The organism is Streptomyces sp. NPDC056373 (genome assembly GCF_042262425.1).
Classification (GTDB): Bacteria; Actinomycetota; Actinomycetes; order Streptomycetales; family Streptomycetaceae; genus Streptomyces.
The window spans coordinates 396,530-411,821 of the sequence record NZ_JBHJPX010000002.1; the positions used below are offsets into that span (position 1 = coordinate 396,530).

12 protein-coding genes are annotated in these 15,292 nt (G+C 71.7%); 7 read left to right on the plus strand and 5 right to left on the minus strand.

Going from position 1 to position 15,292, the window contains the following annotated elements; genetic code table 11:
• Nucleotides 1–19: 19 nt before the first annotated feature.
• Both ACFCXS_RS05725 and ACFCXS_RS05730 read right to left on the minus strand, forming a co-directional pair.
• Complete coding sequence (locus tag ACFCXS_RS05725) at nucleotides 20–1,426, minus strand: sensor histidine kinase (RefSeq protein ID WP_376641807.1); 1,407 nt, start codon at nucleotides 1,424–1,426, stop codon at nucleotides 20–22.
• Complete coding sequence (locus ACFCXS_RS05730; RefSeq protein WP_104788713.1) at nucleotides 1,423–2,091, minus strand: response regulator transcription factor; 669 nt, start codon at nucleotides 2,089–2,091, stop codon at nucleotides 1,423–1,425. Before ACFCXS_RS05730 ends, ACFCXS_RS05725 begins: the two co-directional genes overlap by 4 nt.
• 116 nt (nucleotides 2,092–2,207) lie before the next feature.
• On the opposite strand from ACFCXS_RS05730, the gene ACFCXS_RS05735 reads away from it, so the two are divergent.
• On the plus strand, nucleotides 2,208–2,852 hold the full coding sequence (locus ACFCXS_RS05735; RefSeq protein ID WP_376641808.1) for a PepSY domain-containing protein: 645 nt from the start codon (nucleotides 2,208–2,210) through the stop codon (nucleotides 2,850–2,852).
• 127 nt (nucleotides 2,853–2,979) lie between these two features.
• On the opposite strand, the gene ACFCXS_RS05740 is transcribed toward ACFCXS_RS05735, so the two are convergent.
• Nucleotides 2,980–4,137 (minus strand): FAD-dependent monooxygenase, encoded by a 1,158-nt coding sequence (locus ACFCXS_RS05740; RefSeq protein WP_376641809.1) that lies wholly within the window; start codon nucleotides 4,135–4,137, stop codon nucleotides 2,980–2,982.
• A 75-nt stretch (nucleotides 4,138–4,212) separates the two neighbouring features.
• Here ACFCXS_RS05740 and ACFCXS_RS05745 point away from each other — a divergent pair, with 75 nt between their 5' ends.
• Nucleotides 4,213–4,785: a TetR/AcrR family transcriptional regulator gene (locus ACFCXS_RS05745; protein WP_376641810.1), complete on the plus strand. Its 573-nt coding sequence runs from the start codon at nucleotides 4,213–4,215 to the stop codon at nucleotides 4,783–4,785.
• Nucleotides 4,786–5,221: 436 nt separating this feature from the next.
• Here ACFCXS_RS05745 and meaB read toward each other — a convergent pair whose 3' ends face one another.
• The gene (meaB, locus tag ACFCXS_RS05750) at nucleotides 5,222–6,178 is read right to left on the minus strand and encodes a methylmalonyl Co-A mutase-associated GTPase MeaB (RefSeq protein ID WP_362039884.1); all 957 of its coding nucleotides are present in this window, start codon (nucleotides 6,176–6,178) and stop codon (nucleotides 5,222–5,224) included.
• Nucleotides 6,179–6,217: 39 nt separating this feature from the next.
• Nucleotides 6,218–7,432 (minus strand): acetyl-CoA C-acetyltransferase, encoded by a 1,215-nt coding sequence (locus ACFCXS_RS05755; RefSeq protein WP_376641811.1) that lies wholly within the window; start codon nucleotides 7,430–7,432, stop codon nucleotides 6,218–6,220.
• Nucleotides 7,433–7,580: 148 nt separating this feature from the next.
• On the opposite strand from ACFCXS_RS05755, the gene mce reads away from it, so the two are divergent.
• From mce to ACFCXS_RS05780, 5 genes are all read left to right on the plus strand, one after another.
• A complete protein-coding gene (gene mce / locus ACFCXS_RS05760) occupies nucleotides 7,581–8,021 on the plus strand; it encodes a methylmalonyl-CoA epimerase (protein ID WP_031107947.1) in 441 nt (146 codons plus the stop codon).
• Nucleotides 8,022–8,254: 233 nt separating this feature from the next.
• Nucleotides 8,255–12,235 carry a polarized growth protein Scy gene (scy, locus tag ACFCXS_RS05765; protein ID WP_376641812.1) on the plus strand — a complete coding sequence of 1,327 codons (3,981 nt, stop codon included), beginning with the start codon at nucleotides 8,255–8,257 and terminating at the stop codon, nucleotides 12,233–12,235.
• A 195-nt stretch (nucleotides 12,236–12,430) separates the two neighbouring features.
• Nucleotides 12,431–13,366 carry a cellulose-binding protein gene (locus tag ACFCXS_RS05770; RefSeq protein ID WP_031140747.1) on the plus strand — a complete coding sequence of 312 codons (936 nt, stop codon included), beginning with the start codon at nucleotides 12,431–12,433 and terminating at the stop codon, nucleotides 13,364–13,366.
• Between the two features lie 85 nt (nucleotides 13,367–13,451).
• Nucleotides 13,452–14,420 carry an ABC transporter ATP-binding protein gene (locus ACFCXS_RS05775; protein ID WP_376641813.1) on the plus strand — a complete coding sequence of 323 codons (969 nt, stop codon included), beginning with the start codon at nucleotides 13,452–13,454 and terminating at the stop codon, nucleotides 14,418–14,420.
• Nucleotides 14,421–14,423: 3 nt separating this feature from the next.
• Complete coding sequence (locus tag ACFCXS_RS05780) at nucleotides 14,424–15,194, plus strand: ABC transporter permease (RefSeq protein ID WP_376641814.1); 771 nt, start codon at nucleotides 14,424–14,426, stop codon at nucleotides 15,192–15,194.
• Nucleotides 15,195–15,292 lie beyond the last annotated feature (98 nt).

The following is a 15,292-nucleotide window of genomic DNA, read 5'->3' on the forward strand; positions in this document are numbered from 1 at the left end:
CCGCCGAAGCCGGCGCCGGCTAGGCGAGCGGCAGGCGGAGTTCGAACAGGGCTCCGCCTGCGGGTCCCCGCCCGGCCGTGAGGGTGCCACCGTGCCGGACGGCGACGTCCCGGGCGATGGCGAGCCCCAGACCGGCCCCGCCGTCGTCGCGGCTGCGGGCGGCGTCCAGCCGGACGAACCGTTCGAAGATCTGCTCCCGGTCGTCCTCGGGCACCCCGTCGCCGTCGTCGGCCACCCCGACCACGGCCCGGGCGCCCTCACTGCGCACGGTCACGGTCACGGCCGAGCGGGCATGCCGCTGGGCGTTGTCGAGCAGATTGGCGAGCACCCTCCCCAGCTGCCCCCGCGATCCGGCCACTTCCACCGGCTCCGCGTCCACGGTCACACCCGTCCGCCCTTCGACCGCCTCCCGGGCCAGCCCGGCGAGGTCGACCTTCGCGTCGTTGGGCCGCTCCCCCGCGTCCAGCCGGGCGAGCAGCAGCAGGTCGGCGGCCAGCCGCTGCAGCCGGACGGTGTCCTCCACGGCCCCGTCGAGGTCCAGCAGCTCGGGGTGGGCGGCGGCCACCTCCAGTTGCGTCCGCAGCGAGGCGATCGGACTGCGCAGCTCGTGGGAGGCGTCGGCGACGAACCGCCGCTGCCGCTCCACGGACGTCTCCAGCGCCGCGAGCGTCTCGTTGGTGGTGCTGGCGAGCCGGGCGATCTCGTCGTGCGTGTCCGGCTCCGGAACGCGCCGCGCGAGGTCCTCGGAGTGGGTGATCGCGGCCATCTCGCGCCGGATCCCCTCCACGGGCCGCAGGGCCCGCCGGGTGACCAGCCAGGTCACGGCCGCGACGACGCCGAGCAGCAGCGGAAATCCGATCAGCATCACCGTCAGCGCGGTCCGCACGGCCCCGTGCTCGGCTGCCAGCGGTGAACCGGCGTAGACCCTGAGGTGGCCCCGGTCCTGGGTCTCCACCTCGACGGCGGCGAAGCGGTAGTCCTCCGCGTCGCCGTCGATCGTCGCGGAGCCGTTGCTGAAGACGCTCTCCCCGGAGATCTCACCGGGTTCGAGGGCCTCGCCCACGTCATCGGCGTCGTCGTCATCCCCGGTGGGCTTCACCGCCGGCTGCGGCTTCACCTGCCCGCTGCCGGTCCCGCTGATCTTCTCCAGATCCTCGCTGGCCGCGACCAGCCGCCCGTGCTCGTCCAGGACCTGCACCGGCCCGTCGTCGCCGTCGAGCCCCGAGAGCTTGCCGTACGGCGTTCCCGCCGCGACCTCGGAGGCGACCGCCCGCGCGGAGCGCTCCGCCTGCGTACCGGCCTCGCCGATCAGGTTGGACCGCAGGGACAGCAGCACCGCGGCCCCGGCGGCGACGAGCGCCACCGCGACCACGAGGGTCGCGCCCAGCGTGGCCCGCGCCCGGACGGACCCGAACAACCGCCTCACGGTGACGTCTCCAGCCGGTATCCGGCCCCGCGCACGGTCCGGATCAGCCCCGCCCGCAGCTTCCGCCGCAGCGTGCTGACGTACACCTCGACGATGTTCGGATCACCCTCGTACGCGAAGTCCCAGACGTGCTCCAGGATCTCGGACTTGGAGACCACCTCGCCGGCCCGCAGCACGAGCTGCTCCAGCACGGAGAACTCCTTGGCGGTGAGGGCGATCTCGTCCTCACCGAGGAACACCCGGCGCGCCGCGGTGTCCACCTTCAGGTCCCCGTGCACATGCACGGGTGAGGCCCCGGCCCCCTGCCCCCGCCGCCGCAGCAGCGCCTTGACCCGGGCGACGAGCACGACGTACGAGAACGGCTTGGTCAGGTAGTCGTCGGCACCGGTGTCGAGCCCCTCGGCCTCGTCGTACTCGCCGTCCTTGGCGGTGAGCATCAGGATCGGCACGTCGTGCCCGGCGGCCCGCAGGGCGGCGCAGACCCGGTAGCCGTTGAGGCCGGGCAGCATGATGTCGAGGATGACCAGGTCGTACGTGCCCTCCGAGGCCTGGTAGAGCCCTTCCCGGCCGTCGTGGACGACGTCCACGGCGTACCCCTCGGCCGTCAGGCCCCTGGCGAGCGACAGGGCCAGCCGCTTCTCGTCCTCCACGATCAACAGGCGCATGCGTAAAGAGTGGCAAAGGCAACCTGAAGATCCCTTCAGGGGGCTTCAGGTTCCTCTCAGCCTCCGTCGGCCAGAGTCGAAGACGTCGAAAACCAAACGACTCGGGAGGAATCCGCATGAAGCGCAACATCGTGATCGCCGCAGTGACCGCCGCCGCTCTGATCGGAGGCGGTACGGCGACGGCCCTCGCGACCACGGGAGACGACGGGGGCGCGGCGCGGCAGGCGGCCGGCACCCGGCTGCCGAACGACGACGCCCGGGACGACGACGGCGGCAAGGACGACGACGCCGAGAAGACGGTGCCGGCGGACGTGACGGCGTCCGAGGCCATCGCCTCCGCGCTGAAGCACACCTCGGGCACGGTGGTCTCCGCCGAGCTGGACGACGAGGACGACAGCGACAAGGTGATCTGGAAGGTCGACGTCCTGTCCGGCGACAACACCTGGCACAGCGTGAGCGTCGACCCGTCCAGCGGCAAGGTCCTGGGCTCGCAGGCCGACGACGAGGACGACACCGCGCAGGTGCGGGCGGCCCTGAAGGGCTCGTCGGTGACCGCCGAACAGGCCGCGAAGGCCGCCGCCGACAAGGGTGTCGTGACGTCGGTCGACCTCGACGACGACGGCAGGACCAAGTCCTGGGAGGCCGAGACCCGCAAGTCCGGCGGCACCGAGCAGGACTGGAAGATCGACCTGAACACCGGCAAGGTCACGGCGGACCGCGCCGACGCGCAGGACGACGACGACACGGACGACCAGGACTGACAGCCCCCGCCTGTTGCCATCCGCCCCGGCGCCCGTGCGGCTGCCGGGGCGTCGCGCGACCCGGGCCGCAGCGGGGCCTGGTGGATGTCGGCGCGTCGTTCGCCGCGGAGGCCGGGCGCGAGTCGGGTCAGTTCAGGCGTGGCGGGACCCAGCCGTGGTGCCGGAGGATCATGCGCACAGCGGCCCGGGAGGGTGTCAGCCGCATCGCCGTGTTGCGCAGGGCGACGGCCAACGGGTGGGAGAGCTGGTGTCCCATCCGCCCGGCCTGCCGGGCGTCCCGGGCGACAGCCTGACTGCGCGGACGGCGCTCCGCGTCGTACCGGGCCAGCGCGGCCTCGACGGTGGGCTCGGCCGCGAACGCCGCGGCCAGGGTGACCGCGTCCTCCAGCGCCTGGCAGGCACCCTGGCCGAGGTTGGGGGTCATCGCGTGCGCCGCGTCACCGAGCAGCGCTGTCCGGCCGACGGTGTACGAAGGGAGCGGCACGCGGAGTTCGTTGACGTCGTGATGCAGCACGTCGCCGGGCCGGGTCGCGTCGAGCAGGGCGGGGATCGGGTCGTGCCAGGTGTGGAAGCGCCGGCGCAGTTCGGCCATGGGGTCGGCGAACCGCGTCCCTGCGGGAAGGCTGAGGACGGCGTGCCACTCCGCCCGCCCGTCCTGGAGAGCGATGTGCCCGAACTCGGCCCCGTGCCCCCAGGTCAGCTCGAAGTCGGTGCACAGTTCGACCGCTTGCCCGGTGATGGCGCGCAGCACCGTCGAGCCGCTGTAGACCGGGCCGGGGTGGACCGGGAAGAGACGGTCGCGGACCGTGCTGCCGATGCCGTCGGCCGCCACCACCAGCTCGGCGTCCACGACCGTGTCGCCGCAGCCGACTCGAACCGTCCCGGGGCCGATCTGCTGGACCGAGCCGACCTCGCAGCCGACCAGCATTGTCTCGGCGGGCAGGGACTCGCGGAGCAGCCGGTGCAAGGTGGCACGCGGGATGCCCATGATCGGCGTGCCGACCGCCTTCTCCAGCGCCACGCCGTCCATCCTGGCCAGCCAGCCGCCCTCGGGTGTACGGGTGCCGCCGTTGTACTGGCCCCGCGAGGCCGCCCGCACGGCCTCGCCGACGCCGAGTTCGTCCAGGGCCCGAAGGCCGTTGGCAGCCAGCGAGATGCCCGCCCCGGCGTCGTCGAGCACGGCCGCCCGCTCGACCACCGTGACCTGCCAGCCGACGCGATGCAGACCGATCGCGGCGGCCAGCCCGCCGATGCCCCCTCCGACCACCACGGCCGTGTTGCCCATGCGGCACCCACCCCCGATTTCTACATCTGTAGAAAGACGACCTTACCCCCACCTCTACAGGTGTAGAAAGGAACCATGGCTTCGGATCGGCGCACCCACCTCGCAGACGCGGCTCTGGCCGTACTCGCCGACGGGGGGATCCGCGGTCTGACCCACCGCGCAGTCGACCGCCAGGCGGCCGTGCCGCCCGGCACCACGTCGGCGTACTTCCGCACCCGGGCCGCACTGCTCACCGGACTCGTCACCCGCCTGGTCCAACTCGACCAGGAGGAACTGCACACGACGGCCGAGCAGCTTCCACCCCTGCGCACTGCCGAGGAACTGGTGGACGGCATGGCGCTGCTCAGCCGGCAGCGGCTCACCGGCGAGGGCCGCCGCCGCTCGCTCGCCCGCTACGCCTGCGCCGTCGAGAGCGTGCGCGACCCGGAGCTGCGCGCGATCCTCGTACCCCGCGAGAACGCCGGCCGCGACGCCGTCCGCCGCTTCCTCGCCGAGCACGGCGTGACGGACGTCGAGGCCCGCGCCCACACCCTGCTGACCTGCGTCGACGGCCTCGTGTTCGACCGACTGGTCAGCGGGGGCAGCGTCCCTCGCGAGGCTCTCGAAGGCCTGGTCGCAGCGGCCCTGCGCCGGCCCCCGGCCGTCTGAGCCACGACGCACGCGCACTCGCGGACGGCGAGAAGGGGCCGTGTCGGGGGGTGTCCGCCCGCAGCGGTTGGCGCGTCAACGAACAGTCGGTCGGCGTGAGACCCCATCGCGCCGTTCCGAGGACGGACACCCCCCGGCGCGGCCCCGACCCACCACCCGGCGAAGGCGAAGGCGCGCACCCCCACAGGCGCTGCCACAAGCCACCAAAAGGCACGGACCCTCAACTCGGCGATCGACGAGGACGCGCACGAGCCCTGGACGACAGGCGAAGCGAACGCACAGAGCCCAGGGCGACAGGCGAAGCGAACGCACAGAGCCCTGGACGACAGGCGAAGCGAACGCACAGAGCCCTGGACGACAGGCGAAGCGAACGCACAGAGCCCTGGACGACAGGCGAAGCGAACGCGCACCCCACCACCGGGAAGCCGAAGCAGCCTCAGCCCTCCGTCAACCCCGCGACCAGCTCGTCAGCCGCCCGGTAAGGATCCAGCTCACCCGAGATGATCCGCTCCGCCAGCGCCCCGAGCCGCCGGTCCCCGTGCAGGTCCCCGATCCGCTCCCGCAGCGCCGTCACCGCGATCGTCTCGACCTCCCGCGACGCGCGGGACAGACGCCGCTCCGCGAGCACGCCCCGCTCCTCCATCCAGGCCCGGTGCTTCTCCAGCGCCTCGACGACCTCGTCGACGCCCTCCCCGCGCGCCGCGACCGTCTTCACGATCGGCGGCCGCCAGTCACCCGGCCCCCGGGACTCCCCCAGCCCCAGCATGTGGTTCAGCTCGCGAGCCGTCGCGTCCGCCCCGTCCCGGTCCGCCTTGTTCACGACGTACACGTCGCCGATCTCCAGGATCCCGGCCTTGGCCGCCTGGATCCCGTCCCCCATCCCCGGCGCGAGCAGCACGACGGACGTGTCCGCCTGCGAGGCGATCTCCACCTCCGACTGCCCGACCCCCACCGTCTCGACCAGGATCACGTCGCAGCCGGCGGCGTCCAGCACCCGGATCGCCTGCGGAGCCGACCACGCCAGCCCGCCCAGATGCCCGCGCGTGGCCATGGACCGGATGTACACGCCCGGGTCGGACGCGTGCTCCGACATCCGCACCCGGTCCCCGAGCAGCGCACCGCCCGAGAACGGGGACGACGGGTCGACGGCGAGTACGCCGACCCGCTTGTCCTGCTTGCGGTACGCCGAGACCAGCGCCGAGGTCGACGTGGACTTGCCGACCCCGGGCGACCCGGTCAGCCCCACCACGTACGCCCCGCCCGTCAGGGGCGCGAGCGCCGCCATGACCTCCCGCAGCTGCGGGGACGCCCCCTCCACCAGGGAGATCAGCCGGGCCACGGCCCGCGGCCGGCCTTCCCTGGCCTGGGCCACCAGGGTGGAGACGTCCTGCATCACAGCTCCGTTCAGATCAGGTAGGGGACGTACCGGAACTCAGGCCTGGGCCTTGGGCACACGCACGATCAGCGCGTCACCCTGCCCGCCGCCACCGCACAGCGCGGCCGCACCCACGCCACCCCCACGCCGCTTCAGCTCCAGCGCGAGATGCAGCACCAGACGCGCGCCGGACATCCCGATCGGGTGACCCAGGGCAATAGCGCCACCGTTGACATTCACCTTTTCGGTGGACACTCCGAGGTCCTTCATGGACTGCACGGCGACCGCCGCGAACGCCTCGTTGATCTCGATGAGGTCGAGGTCCTCGACGCCCAGCCCCTCCTTCTTCAGCGCGTGCCGGATCGCGTTGGACGGCTGGGACTGGAGCGAGTTGTCCGGCCCGGCCACGTTCCCGTGCGCCCCGATCTCGGCGATCCACTCCAGGCCGAGCTCCTGCGCCTTGGCCTTGCTCATCACGACGACGGCGGCCGCTCCGTCGGAGATCTGCGAGGCGGAACCGGCCGTGATGGTGCCGTCCTTGGCGAACGCCGGACGCAGCTTCCCGAGCGACTCGGCGGTCGTGTCACCGCGGATGCCCTCGTCCTTGCTGAACAGCACCGCCTCGCCCTTGCGCTGCGGGATCTCGACCGGGGTGATCTCGGCCTCGAACAGGCCGTTCTTCTGCGCGGCCGCGGCCCGCTGGTGCGACAGCGCGGCGATCTCGTCCTGCTCGGGCCGCGCGATGCCCAGACGGGTGTTGTGCTTCTCCGTGGACTCGCCCATGGCGACGCCGTCGAAGGAGTCGGTCAGACCGTCGTACGCCATGGCGTCGATCATCTCGACGGCGCCGTACTTGAAGCCCTCACGGGACTTCGGCAGCAGGTGCGGGGCGTTGGTCATGGACTCCTGGCCACCGGCGACGACCACGTCGAACTCACCCGCACGGATGAGCTGGTCGGCGAGCGCGATGGCGTCGAGGCCGGACAGACACACCTTGTTGATGGTCAGCGCGGGCACGTTCATCGGGATGCCGGCCTTGACCGCGGCCTGACGGGCCGGAATCTGCCCGGCACCGGCCTGGAGCACCTGCCCCATGATCACGTACTGCACCTGGTCGCCACCGATCCCCGCACGGTCGAGGGCGGCCTTGATCGCGAAGCCGCCGAGGTCGGCCCCGGAGAAGGACTTGAGCGAACCGAGCAACCGCCCCATGGGCGTACGCGCGCCCGCGACGATCACCGAGCTGTTCGCCTCAGAAGTTCCAGAAGACATGAGCTGCGATCCCCTTACCGGCTGCACAGCCGAGGAGTGAACGAGGGTTTACTTCGAATGTACTGAGTGGCACTCCGTGCCGTCATCGGGCCGTCGGTGTGATCGCGCGCACGTTGCGTAACCACCTCGGGGGCGCTGCACTGAATCCATGCTGACGCGAATCGACCACATCGGAATCGCCTGTTTCGACCTCGACAAGACCGTCGAGTTCTACCGTGCCACCTATGGCTTCGAGGTGTTCCACTCCGAGGTCAACGAGGAGCAGGGCGTGCGCGAGGCCATGCTCAAGATCAACGAGACCTCCGACGGCGGGGCCTCCTACCTGCAGCTTCTGGAGCCGACCCGCGAGGACTCCACCGTCGCGAAGTGGCTCGCGAAGAACGGCGAGGGCGTCCACCACATCGCTTTCGGTACGGCGGATGTCGACGGTGACGCCGAGGAGATCAAGGGCAAGGGCGTACGCGTGCTGTACGAAGAGCCGCGAGTCGGTTCCATGGGGTCACGGATCACCTTCCTGCACCCGAAGGACTGTCATGGCGTACTGACAGAACTGGTCACTTCGGCGCCTGTTGAGTCACCTGAGCACTGACCCTCGTACATAGGGGCCGGTAGGGTTGGGGGCGGTCGCCGCTCAGTCCAGGGTGACCGCGGTCCCGCCGTGCGACGGCAGGACCACCGGGGTCCGGGTTTCGGGGGACGAGCGTCGGGGCAGCAGCCTCTGCTCCGCCGATGATCTGACACCATTCCCCGGGGGCCCCGTTCGGCGTATGGACGGAGCTCGTTCGGTAAGAGTTGCGACCAGGGGACGGATGGGACCGCGCAGTGCGGGGCTACGAGAGCCAGGAGCGAGAGCCGGCGGCTGACGTCGACCACCTCTCTCGGTTCGAAGCCGAGATGAAACGGCTGAAGACCGAGCGGGAAAAGGCGATCCAGCACGCCGAGGACCTCGGCTACCAGGTCGAGGTGCTGCGCGCCAAGCTGCACGAGGCGCGGCGCACCATCATGACCCGGCCCTCTTTCGAGGGGGGCGACATCGGCTGGCAGGCCGAACAGTTGCTCCGCAACGCGCAGGTGCAGGCCGACCAGATCCGCGCGGACGCCGACCGGGAGCTGAGCGAGGCCCGGGCGCAGACCCAGCGGATCCTCCAGGAGCACGCCGAGCAGGCGGCCCGGCTCCAGGCGGAGCTGCACCAGGAGGCGGTGACCCGCCGCCAGCAGCTGGACCAGGAGCTGTCCGAGCGCCGCCAGACGGTCGAGTCGCACGTCAACGAGAACGTGGCCTGGGCCGAGCAGCTGCGGGCGCGTACCGAGCAGCAGGCCCGCCGGCTGCTGGAGGAGTCCCGGGCCGAGGCCGAGCAGTCCCTGTCCACCGCCCGCGCCGAGGCCGAGCGGCTGGCGACGGAGGCCCGGCAGCGGTTGACGAGCGCGGCCGAGGAGGCCCGGGCCGAGGCCGAGCAGATCCTGCGCCGCGCCCGCACCGACGCCGAGCGCCTGCTCAACGCCGCCTCCACGCAGGCGCAGGAGGCCACGGACCACGCCGAGCAGCTGCGGACGTCGACCGTCACCGAGTCGGAGTCCGCGCGCCGCGAGGCCCAGGAGCTGAGCAAGGCCGCCGAGCAGCGGATGGCCGAGGCCGAGGAGGCGCTGCGCAAGGCGCAGACCGAGTCGGAGAAGCTGGTCACGGAGGCCGAGGAGGCCGCCGCCAAGGCCCTGGCGAGCGCCGAGTCGGCGAACGAGACGCGCACGCGCACCGCCAAGGAGCAGGTCGCCCGGCTGGTCGAGGAGGCCACGAAGGAGGCCGAGAACACCAAGTCCGAGGCCGAGCAGATCGTCGCCGACGCCAAGGCCGAGGCCGAGAAGATCGTCGCGGAGGCCTCCGAGAAGGCCCGCACGCTCACCGCCGAGGAGACCGCGACCCAGCTGTCCAAGGCGGCCAGGACCGCCGAGGAGGTCCTGAACAAGGCGTCGGAGGACGCCAAGAAGACCACGAAGGCCGCCGCCGAGGAGGCCGAGCGGATCCGCTCGGAGGCCGAGACCGAGGCGGACCGGCTGCGGGCCGAGGCGCACGACATCGCCGAGCAGCTCAAGGGCGCGGCGAAGGACGACACCAAGGAGTACCGCGCCAAGACGGTCGAGCTGCAGGAGGAGGCCCGCCGGCTGCGCGGCGAGGCCGAGCAGCTGCGGGCGGACGCGGTCGACGAGGGCGAGAAGATCCGCGCCGAGGCCCGCAAGGAGGCCGTGGCGCAGATCGAGGAGGCGGCGAAGTCCGCCGAGGAACTCCTCGCCAAGGCCAAGGCGGACGCGGACGAGCTGCGCACGACGGCCCAGGCGGACAGCGAGAAGGTCCGCACCGAGGCCATCGAGCGGGCGACGACCCTGCGCCGGCAGGCCGAGGAGACCCTGCAGCGCACCCGGCAGGAGGCCGAGCGGCACCGCGAGGAGGTCGTCGAGCAGGCCGAGGCGCTCAAGGAGGACGCCGAGCGCGCGGCGCGGGAGCTGCACGAGGAGACCGAGCGGGCCATAGAGGCCCGTCGGGCGGAGGCCGCCGAGGAGCTGACCCGGCTCCAGACGGAGGCGGAGGAGCGGCTGACGGCCGCCGAGCAGGCGCTGTCGGACGCCCGCGAGGAGGCGGCGCGGATCCGTCGCGAGGCCTCCGAGGAGAACGAGCGGCTGCGGGCCGAGGCCGCGGAGCGGATCCGTACGCTCCAGCAGCAGGCCGAGGCGGAGGCCGAGCGGCTGCGCGACGAGGCCGCGTCGGACGCGTCCGCGGCGCGCGCCGAGGGCGAGGCCGTCGCCGTACGGCTGCGCTCGGAGGCGGCGAACGAGGCCGAGCGGCTGAAGTCGGAGGCGCAGGAGAGCGCCGACCGGATGCGCGCGGAGGCGCAGTCCGCCGCCGAGCGGCTCGCCACGGAGGCCTCGGAGACGCTGGCCGCCGCCCAGGAGGAGGCCAACCGGCGTCGCCGCGAGGCCGAGGAAGTCCTCGGCAGCGCCCGTCAGGAGGCCGACCAGGAGCGCGAGCGGGCCCGCGAGCAGAGCGAGGAGCTGCTGGCCTCGGCGCGCAAGCGCGTGGAGGAGGCGCAGACCGAGGCCGTACGGCTGGTCGAGGAGGCCGACCGTCGTGCCACGGAGATGGTGTCGGCGGCCGAGCAGCACGCCCAGCAGGTCCGGGACTCCGTCGCGGGGCTGCACGAGCAGGCCCAGGAGGAGATCACCGGCCTGCGTTCCGCCGCCGAGCACGCGGCGGACCGTACCCGCCGGGAGGCCCAGGAGGAGGCGGACCGGGTCCGTTCCGACGCCTACGCCGAGCGGGAGCGGGCGAGCGAGGACGCGGGCCGGCTGCGGCGCGAGGCGCACGAGGAGTCCGAGGCCGCCAAGGCGCTCGCCGAGCGGACGATGACCGAGGCGATCTCGGAGGCGGAGCGGATCCGCGCGGAGGTCGCCGAGCACGCCCAGCGGGTGCGCACGGAGGCGTCGGACGCGATCGCCGAGGCGGAGCAGAGCGCCTCGCGCACTCGCGCGGACGCCCGGGAGGACGCCAACCGCATCCGGTCGGACGCGGCGACCCAGGCGGACACCCTCATCACCGAGGCGCGCACCGAGGCGGAGCGGCTCACCACCGAGACGGTCCAGGAGACCGACCGGCTGCGGATGGACACGGTCAACGAGGCCGAGCGGGTCCGCACGGAGGCCCTGTCCGAGGCCGAGCGGGTCCGCACGGAAGTTCTGTCCGAGGCCGAGCGCATCCGCTCCGAGGCGGCCACGGAGGCCGACCGGGTGCGGGCCGAGTCCGTGGCCAAGGCCGACCAGCTGGTCGCGGAGGCCACCGGCGAGGCGGAGCGGCTGCGGGCCGAGGCCGCCGAGACGGTCGGCTCGGCGCAGCAGCACGCCGAGCGGACCCGCCGCGAGGCCGACCGCGTCAAGGCCGACGCGGAGGCGGAGGCGGAGCGGCTCGTCGGCAGTGCCCGCGAGGAGGCCGACCGCACGCTGGACGAGGTCCGCAAGGACGCCAACAAGCGGCGCTCCGAGGCGGCCGAGCAGGTCGACAAGCTCATCACCGAGACCACGGCCGAGGCGGACAAGCTGCTGACCGAGGCGCAGCAGCAGGCGCACAAGACCACCGCGGAGGCCGAGTCGCGGGCCGACACCATGGTGGGCGCGGCCCGCAAGGAGGCCGACCGCCTCGTCTCCGAGGCGACGGTCGAGGGCAACTCCCGGGTGGAGAAGGCCCGTACGGACGCCGACGAGCTGCTGGTCGGCGCGCGCCGGGACGCCACCCGGATAAGGGAGCGTGCCGAGGAGCTGCGCGACCGCATCACCTCCGAGATCGAGGAGCTGCACGAGCGGGCCCGTCGCGAGTCGGCCGAGACGATGAAGTCCGCGGGCGACCGCTGCGACGCGCTCGTCAAGGCGGCCGAGGAGCAGCTGGCGAAGGCGCAGGCGAAGGCCAAGGAGATCGTCTCGGAGGCCAACTCCGAGGCCGGCAAGGTGCGTATCGCCGCGGTGAAGAAGGCGGAGGGGCTGCTCAAGGAGGCCGAGCAGAAGAAGACCACGCTGGTCCGCGAGGCCGAGGAGCTCAAGGCCGAGGCGATCCGCGAGGCCAAGCGCACGGTCGAGGAGGGCAAGCGCGAGCTGGAGGTCCTGGTCCGCCGCCGGGAGGACATCAACGCCGAGATCTCCCGTGTCCAGGACGTCCTGGAAGCGTTGGAATCCTTCGAGGCACCCGCCGGCTCCAAGGACAACGGAGTCAAGGCGGGCGCGACGGTCGGCGCGCCCCGATCGGGTGGCAAGTCCTCGGACGGCTAGCGGAGCGGCCGGGCCGGGGAGCCCGATTCCGGGGCCATCCGAGGGCTTTGACCAACTTTTGGCAAGCGATCCGCCGCTTAGCCACTCAAAAGGGGTCTCATTTTCCAGATCAAACGCGCATCCGCTCGATGACACACCGTTTCGGCCCCTAGGATTCCATCTATCACCTCACCGGTCTCATTCGACAGGAACCCCATGAGCGACACTTCCCCCTACGGCTTCGAGCTTGTGCGGCGTGGGTACGACCGCGCTCAGGTGGACGAACGTATCTCCAAGCTCGTCTCCGACCGTGACAGCGCTCTCGCCCGCATCACCGCTCTGGAAAAGCGCATCGAAGAGCTCCACCTCGAGACGCAGAACGCCCAGGCCCAGATCACCGACGCCGAGCCGTCGTACGCGGGTCTCGGCGCGCGCGTGGAGAAGATCCTCCGCCTCGCCGAGGAAGAGGCGAAGGACCTGCGCGAGGAGGCCCGGCGCGCGGCCGAGCAGCACCGCGAGCTGGCCGAGTCGGCGGCCCAGCAGGTGCGCAACGACGCCGAGTCGTACTCGGCGGAGCGCAAGGCGAAGGCCGAGGACGAGGGCCTGCGGATCGTCGAGAAGGCCAAGAGTGACGCTTCCCAGCTGCGTTCCGAGGCGCAGAAGGACGCGCAGTCCAAGCGTGAGGAGGCGGACGCCCTCTTCGAGGAGACCCGCGCCAAGGCCGCTCAGGCCGCCGCCGACTTCGAGACGAACCTCGCCAAGCGCCGCGAGCAGTCCGAGCGCGACCTGGCCTCCCGTCAGGCCAAGGCCGAGAAGCGCCTGGCCGAGATCGAGCACCGCGCCGAGCAGCTGCGCCTGGAGGCCGAGAAGCTGCGCACGGACGCCGAGCGCCGCGCCCGCCAGACGGTGGAGACGGCCCAGCGCCAGGCCGAGGACATCGTGGCCGACGCCAACGCCAAGGCCGACCGCATCCGTTCGGAATCCGAGCGCGAGCTGGCCGCCCTCACCAACCGCCGCGACAGCATCAACGCCCAGCTGACGAACGTCCGCGAGATGCTCGCGACGCTCACGGGCGCCGCGGTGGCCGCCGCCGGTACGCCGGCCGAGGACGAGCCGATCTCCCGTGGGGTCCCGGCCCAGCAGTCCCGGTAACACCGGGGTATACGGAGTCTGAACCTCCGCAAAGCCCTCTGCCGCTCGGGTGGCAGAGGGCTTTGTCACGCTCTAGCGTGGCGGCATGATTGAGCTCGAGGGGCTGACGAAGCGGTACGGCGAGAAGGTGGCGGTCAACAACCTGTCCTTCACTGTCAGACCGGGCATCGTCACCGGCTTCCTCGGGCCGAACGGCGCGGGCAAGTCGACGACCATGCGGATGATTCTCGGCCTCGACCACCCCACCGCCGGTGACGTCCGTATCGACGGCAAGCGCTACCCCCAGCTCAAGGACCCGCTGACGTACATCGGCGCCCTGCTGGAGGCCAAGGCCTGGCACGGCGGGCGTTCCGCCTACAACCATCTGCTGTGCCTCGCGCAGAGCAACGGCATTCCGCGCAGCCGGGTGGGTGAGGTGCTGGAGACGGTCGGGCTGACGGCGGTCGCGAAGAAGAAGACCAAGGGCTTCTCGATGGGCATGGGGCAGCGGCTCGGCATCGCGGCCGCGCTGCTCGGCGATCCGCGGATCCTGATGTTCGACGAGCCGGTCAACGGCCTCGACCCCGAGGGCATCCACTGGATCCGCACCTTGATGAAGTCGCTCGCAGCGCAGGGCCGGACCGTGTTCGTCTCCTCCCACCTGATGAGCGAGATGGCCCTGACGGCCGAACACCTCGTCGTGATCGGGCAGGGCCGGCTCCTCGCGGACACCTCCATGGCGGACTTCATCGACCGCAACTCACGTTCGTACGTCCGGGTCCGCAGCCCGCAGCGGGAGCGGCTGCTCGATGTGCTGCACCAGGCCGGGATCGTGGCCGTGGAGAGCGGTGACGGGGTGCTGGAGGTGGACGGCGGCAAGGCCGAGCACATCGGCGAGCTGGCGGCGCAGCACCGGATCACGCTGCACGAGCTGAGCCCGCAACAGGCCTCGCTGGAGGAGGCTTTCATGCAGCTGACCGCGGGGTCGGTGGAGTACCACGCACACAGCGGGACGAGTACGACGAGCCCCGAGCCACCGCGGCAGCAGTGGGGCGACGGCTGGAAGAGGGGCTGAGGCATGGCGGTGACGCAGGTCGTACGGTCGGAGTGGACCAAGATCCGGTCGGTGGCATCCACGGTGTGGACACTCTCGCTGGTGGTGGTCGTGACGGTCGCCCTCGGCATGCTGATCTCGGCGCTGTCGAAGAACGAGTTCGACTCGATGAACGCGCGGGACCGGGCGCAGTTCGACCCGACGTTCATCAGCTTCGCGGGGATGAGCCTGGGGCAGCTCGCGATGATCGTCTTCGGGGTGCTGGTCGTGTCTAACGAGTACAGCACCGGCATGATCCGCACCTCGCTGGCCGCGGTGCCGCGGCGCGGCTCCTTCCTGTTCAGCAAGATCGCGGTCGCCGGGGGGCTGGCCCTGCTGGTCGGTCTCGTCACGAGCTTCGCCGCCTTCTTCCTGGGGCAGGCGATGCTGGGCTCGCACCGGGCGGAGATCGGCGACCCGGGGGTGCTGCGGGCCGTGCTCGGCGGGGGCCTCTACATGGCGCTGATCGCGATGTTCTCCATGGGCGTCGCCGCGATGCTGCGTTCGCCGATGCTGTCGCTGGGCATCCTGATGCCGTTCTTCTTCCTGATCTCCAACATCCTGGGCAACGTCGACGCGACGAAGAAGGTCGGCCGGTTTCTTCCCGACCAGGCCGGCAGCAAGATCATGCAGGTGGTCACGCCGATCGACGACGACACTCCGTACGGGCCGTGGGGCGGCCTCGGGATCATGGGGCTGTGGGTGCTCGTGGCGCTCGCCGGCGGCTACGTGCTGCTGAGGAAGCGGGACGCCTAGGGTGACGCGCCCCGGCCCGACCTTTTACCTCCTCTTGGAAGGAACCGTCAGCGCCTCGATATCCTCCTAACCCTTACGGGGGCGTGTGCCCCGCTGTC

What these genes read in the sequence shown, in the direction of transcription:
- ACFCXS_RS05730 (WP_104788713.1), bottom strand. Translation starts at nt 2,091, where the DNA reads ATGCGCCTGTTGATCGTGGAGGACGAGAAGCGGCTGGCCCTGTCGCTC.
- ACFCXS_RS05735 (WP_376641808.1), top strand. Translation starts at nt 2,208, where the DNA reads ATGAAGCGCAACATCGTGATCGCCGCAGTGACCGCCGCCGCTCTGATC.
- ACFCXS_RS05740 (WP_376641809.1), bottom strand. Translation starts at nt 4,137, where the DNA reads ATGGGCAACACGGCCGTGGTGGTCGGAGGGGGCATCGGCGGGCTGGCC.
- ACFCXS_RS05745 (WP_376641810.1), top strand. Translation starts at nt 4,213, where the DNA reads ATGGCTTCGGATCGGCGCACCCACCTCGCAGACGCGGCTCTGGCCGTA.
- meaB (WP_362039884.1), bottom strand. Translation starts at nt 6,178, where the DNA reads ATGCAGGACGTCTCCACCCTGGTGGCCCAGGCCAGGGAAGGCCGGCCG.
- ACFCXS_RS05755 (WP_376641811.1), bottom strand. Translation starts at nt 7,432, where the DNA reads ATGTCTTCTGGAACTTCTGAGGCGAACAGCTCGGTGATCGTCGCGGGC.
- mce (WP_031107947.1), top strand. Translation starts at nt 7,581, where the DNA reads ATGCTGACGCGAATCGACCACATCGGAATCGCCTGTTTCGACCTCGAC.
- ACFCXS_RS05770 (WP_031140747.1), top strand. Translation starts at nt 12,431, where the DNA reads ATGAGCGACACTTCCCCCTACGGCTTCGAGCTTGTGCGGCGTGGGTAC.
- ACFCXS_RS05775 (WP_376641813.1), top strand. Translation starts at nt 13,452, where the DNA reads ATGATTGAGCTCGAGGGGCTGACGAAGCGGTACGGCGAGAAGGTGGCG.
- ACFCXS_RS05780 (WP_376641814.1), top strand. Translation starts at nt 14,424, where the DNA reads ATGGCGGTGACGCAGGTCGTACGGTCGGAGTGGACCAAGATCCGGTCG.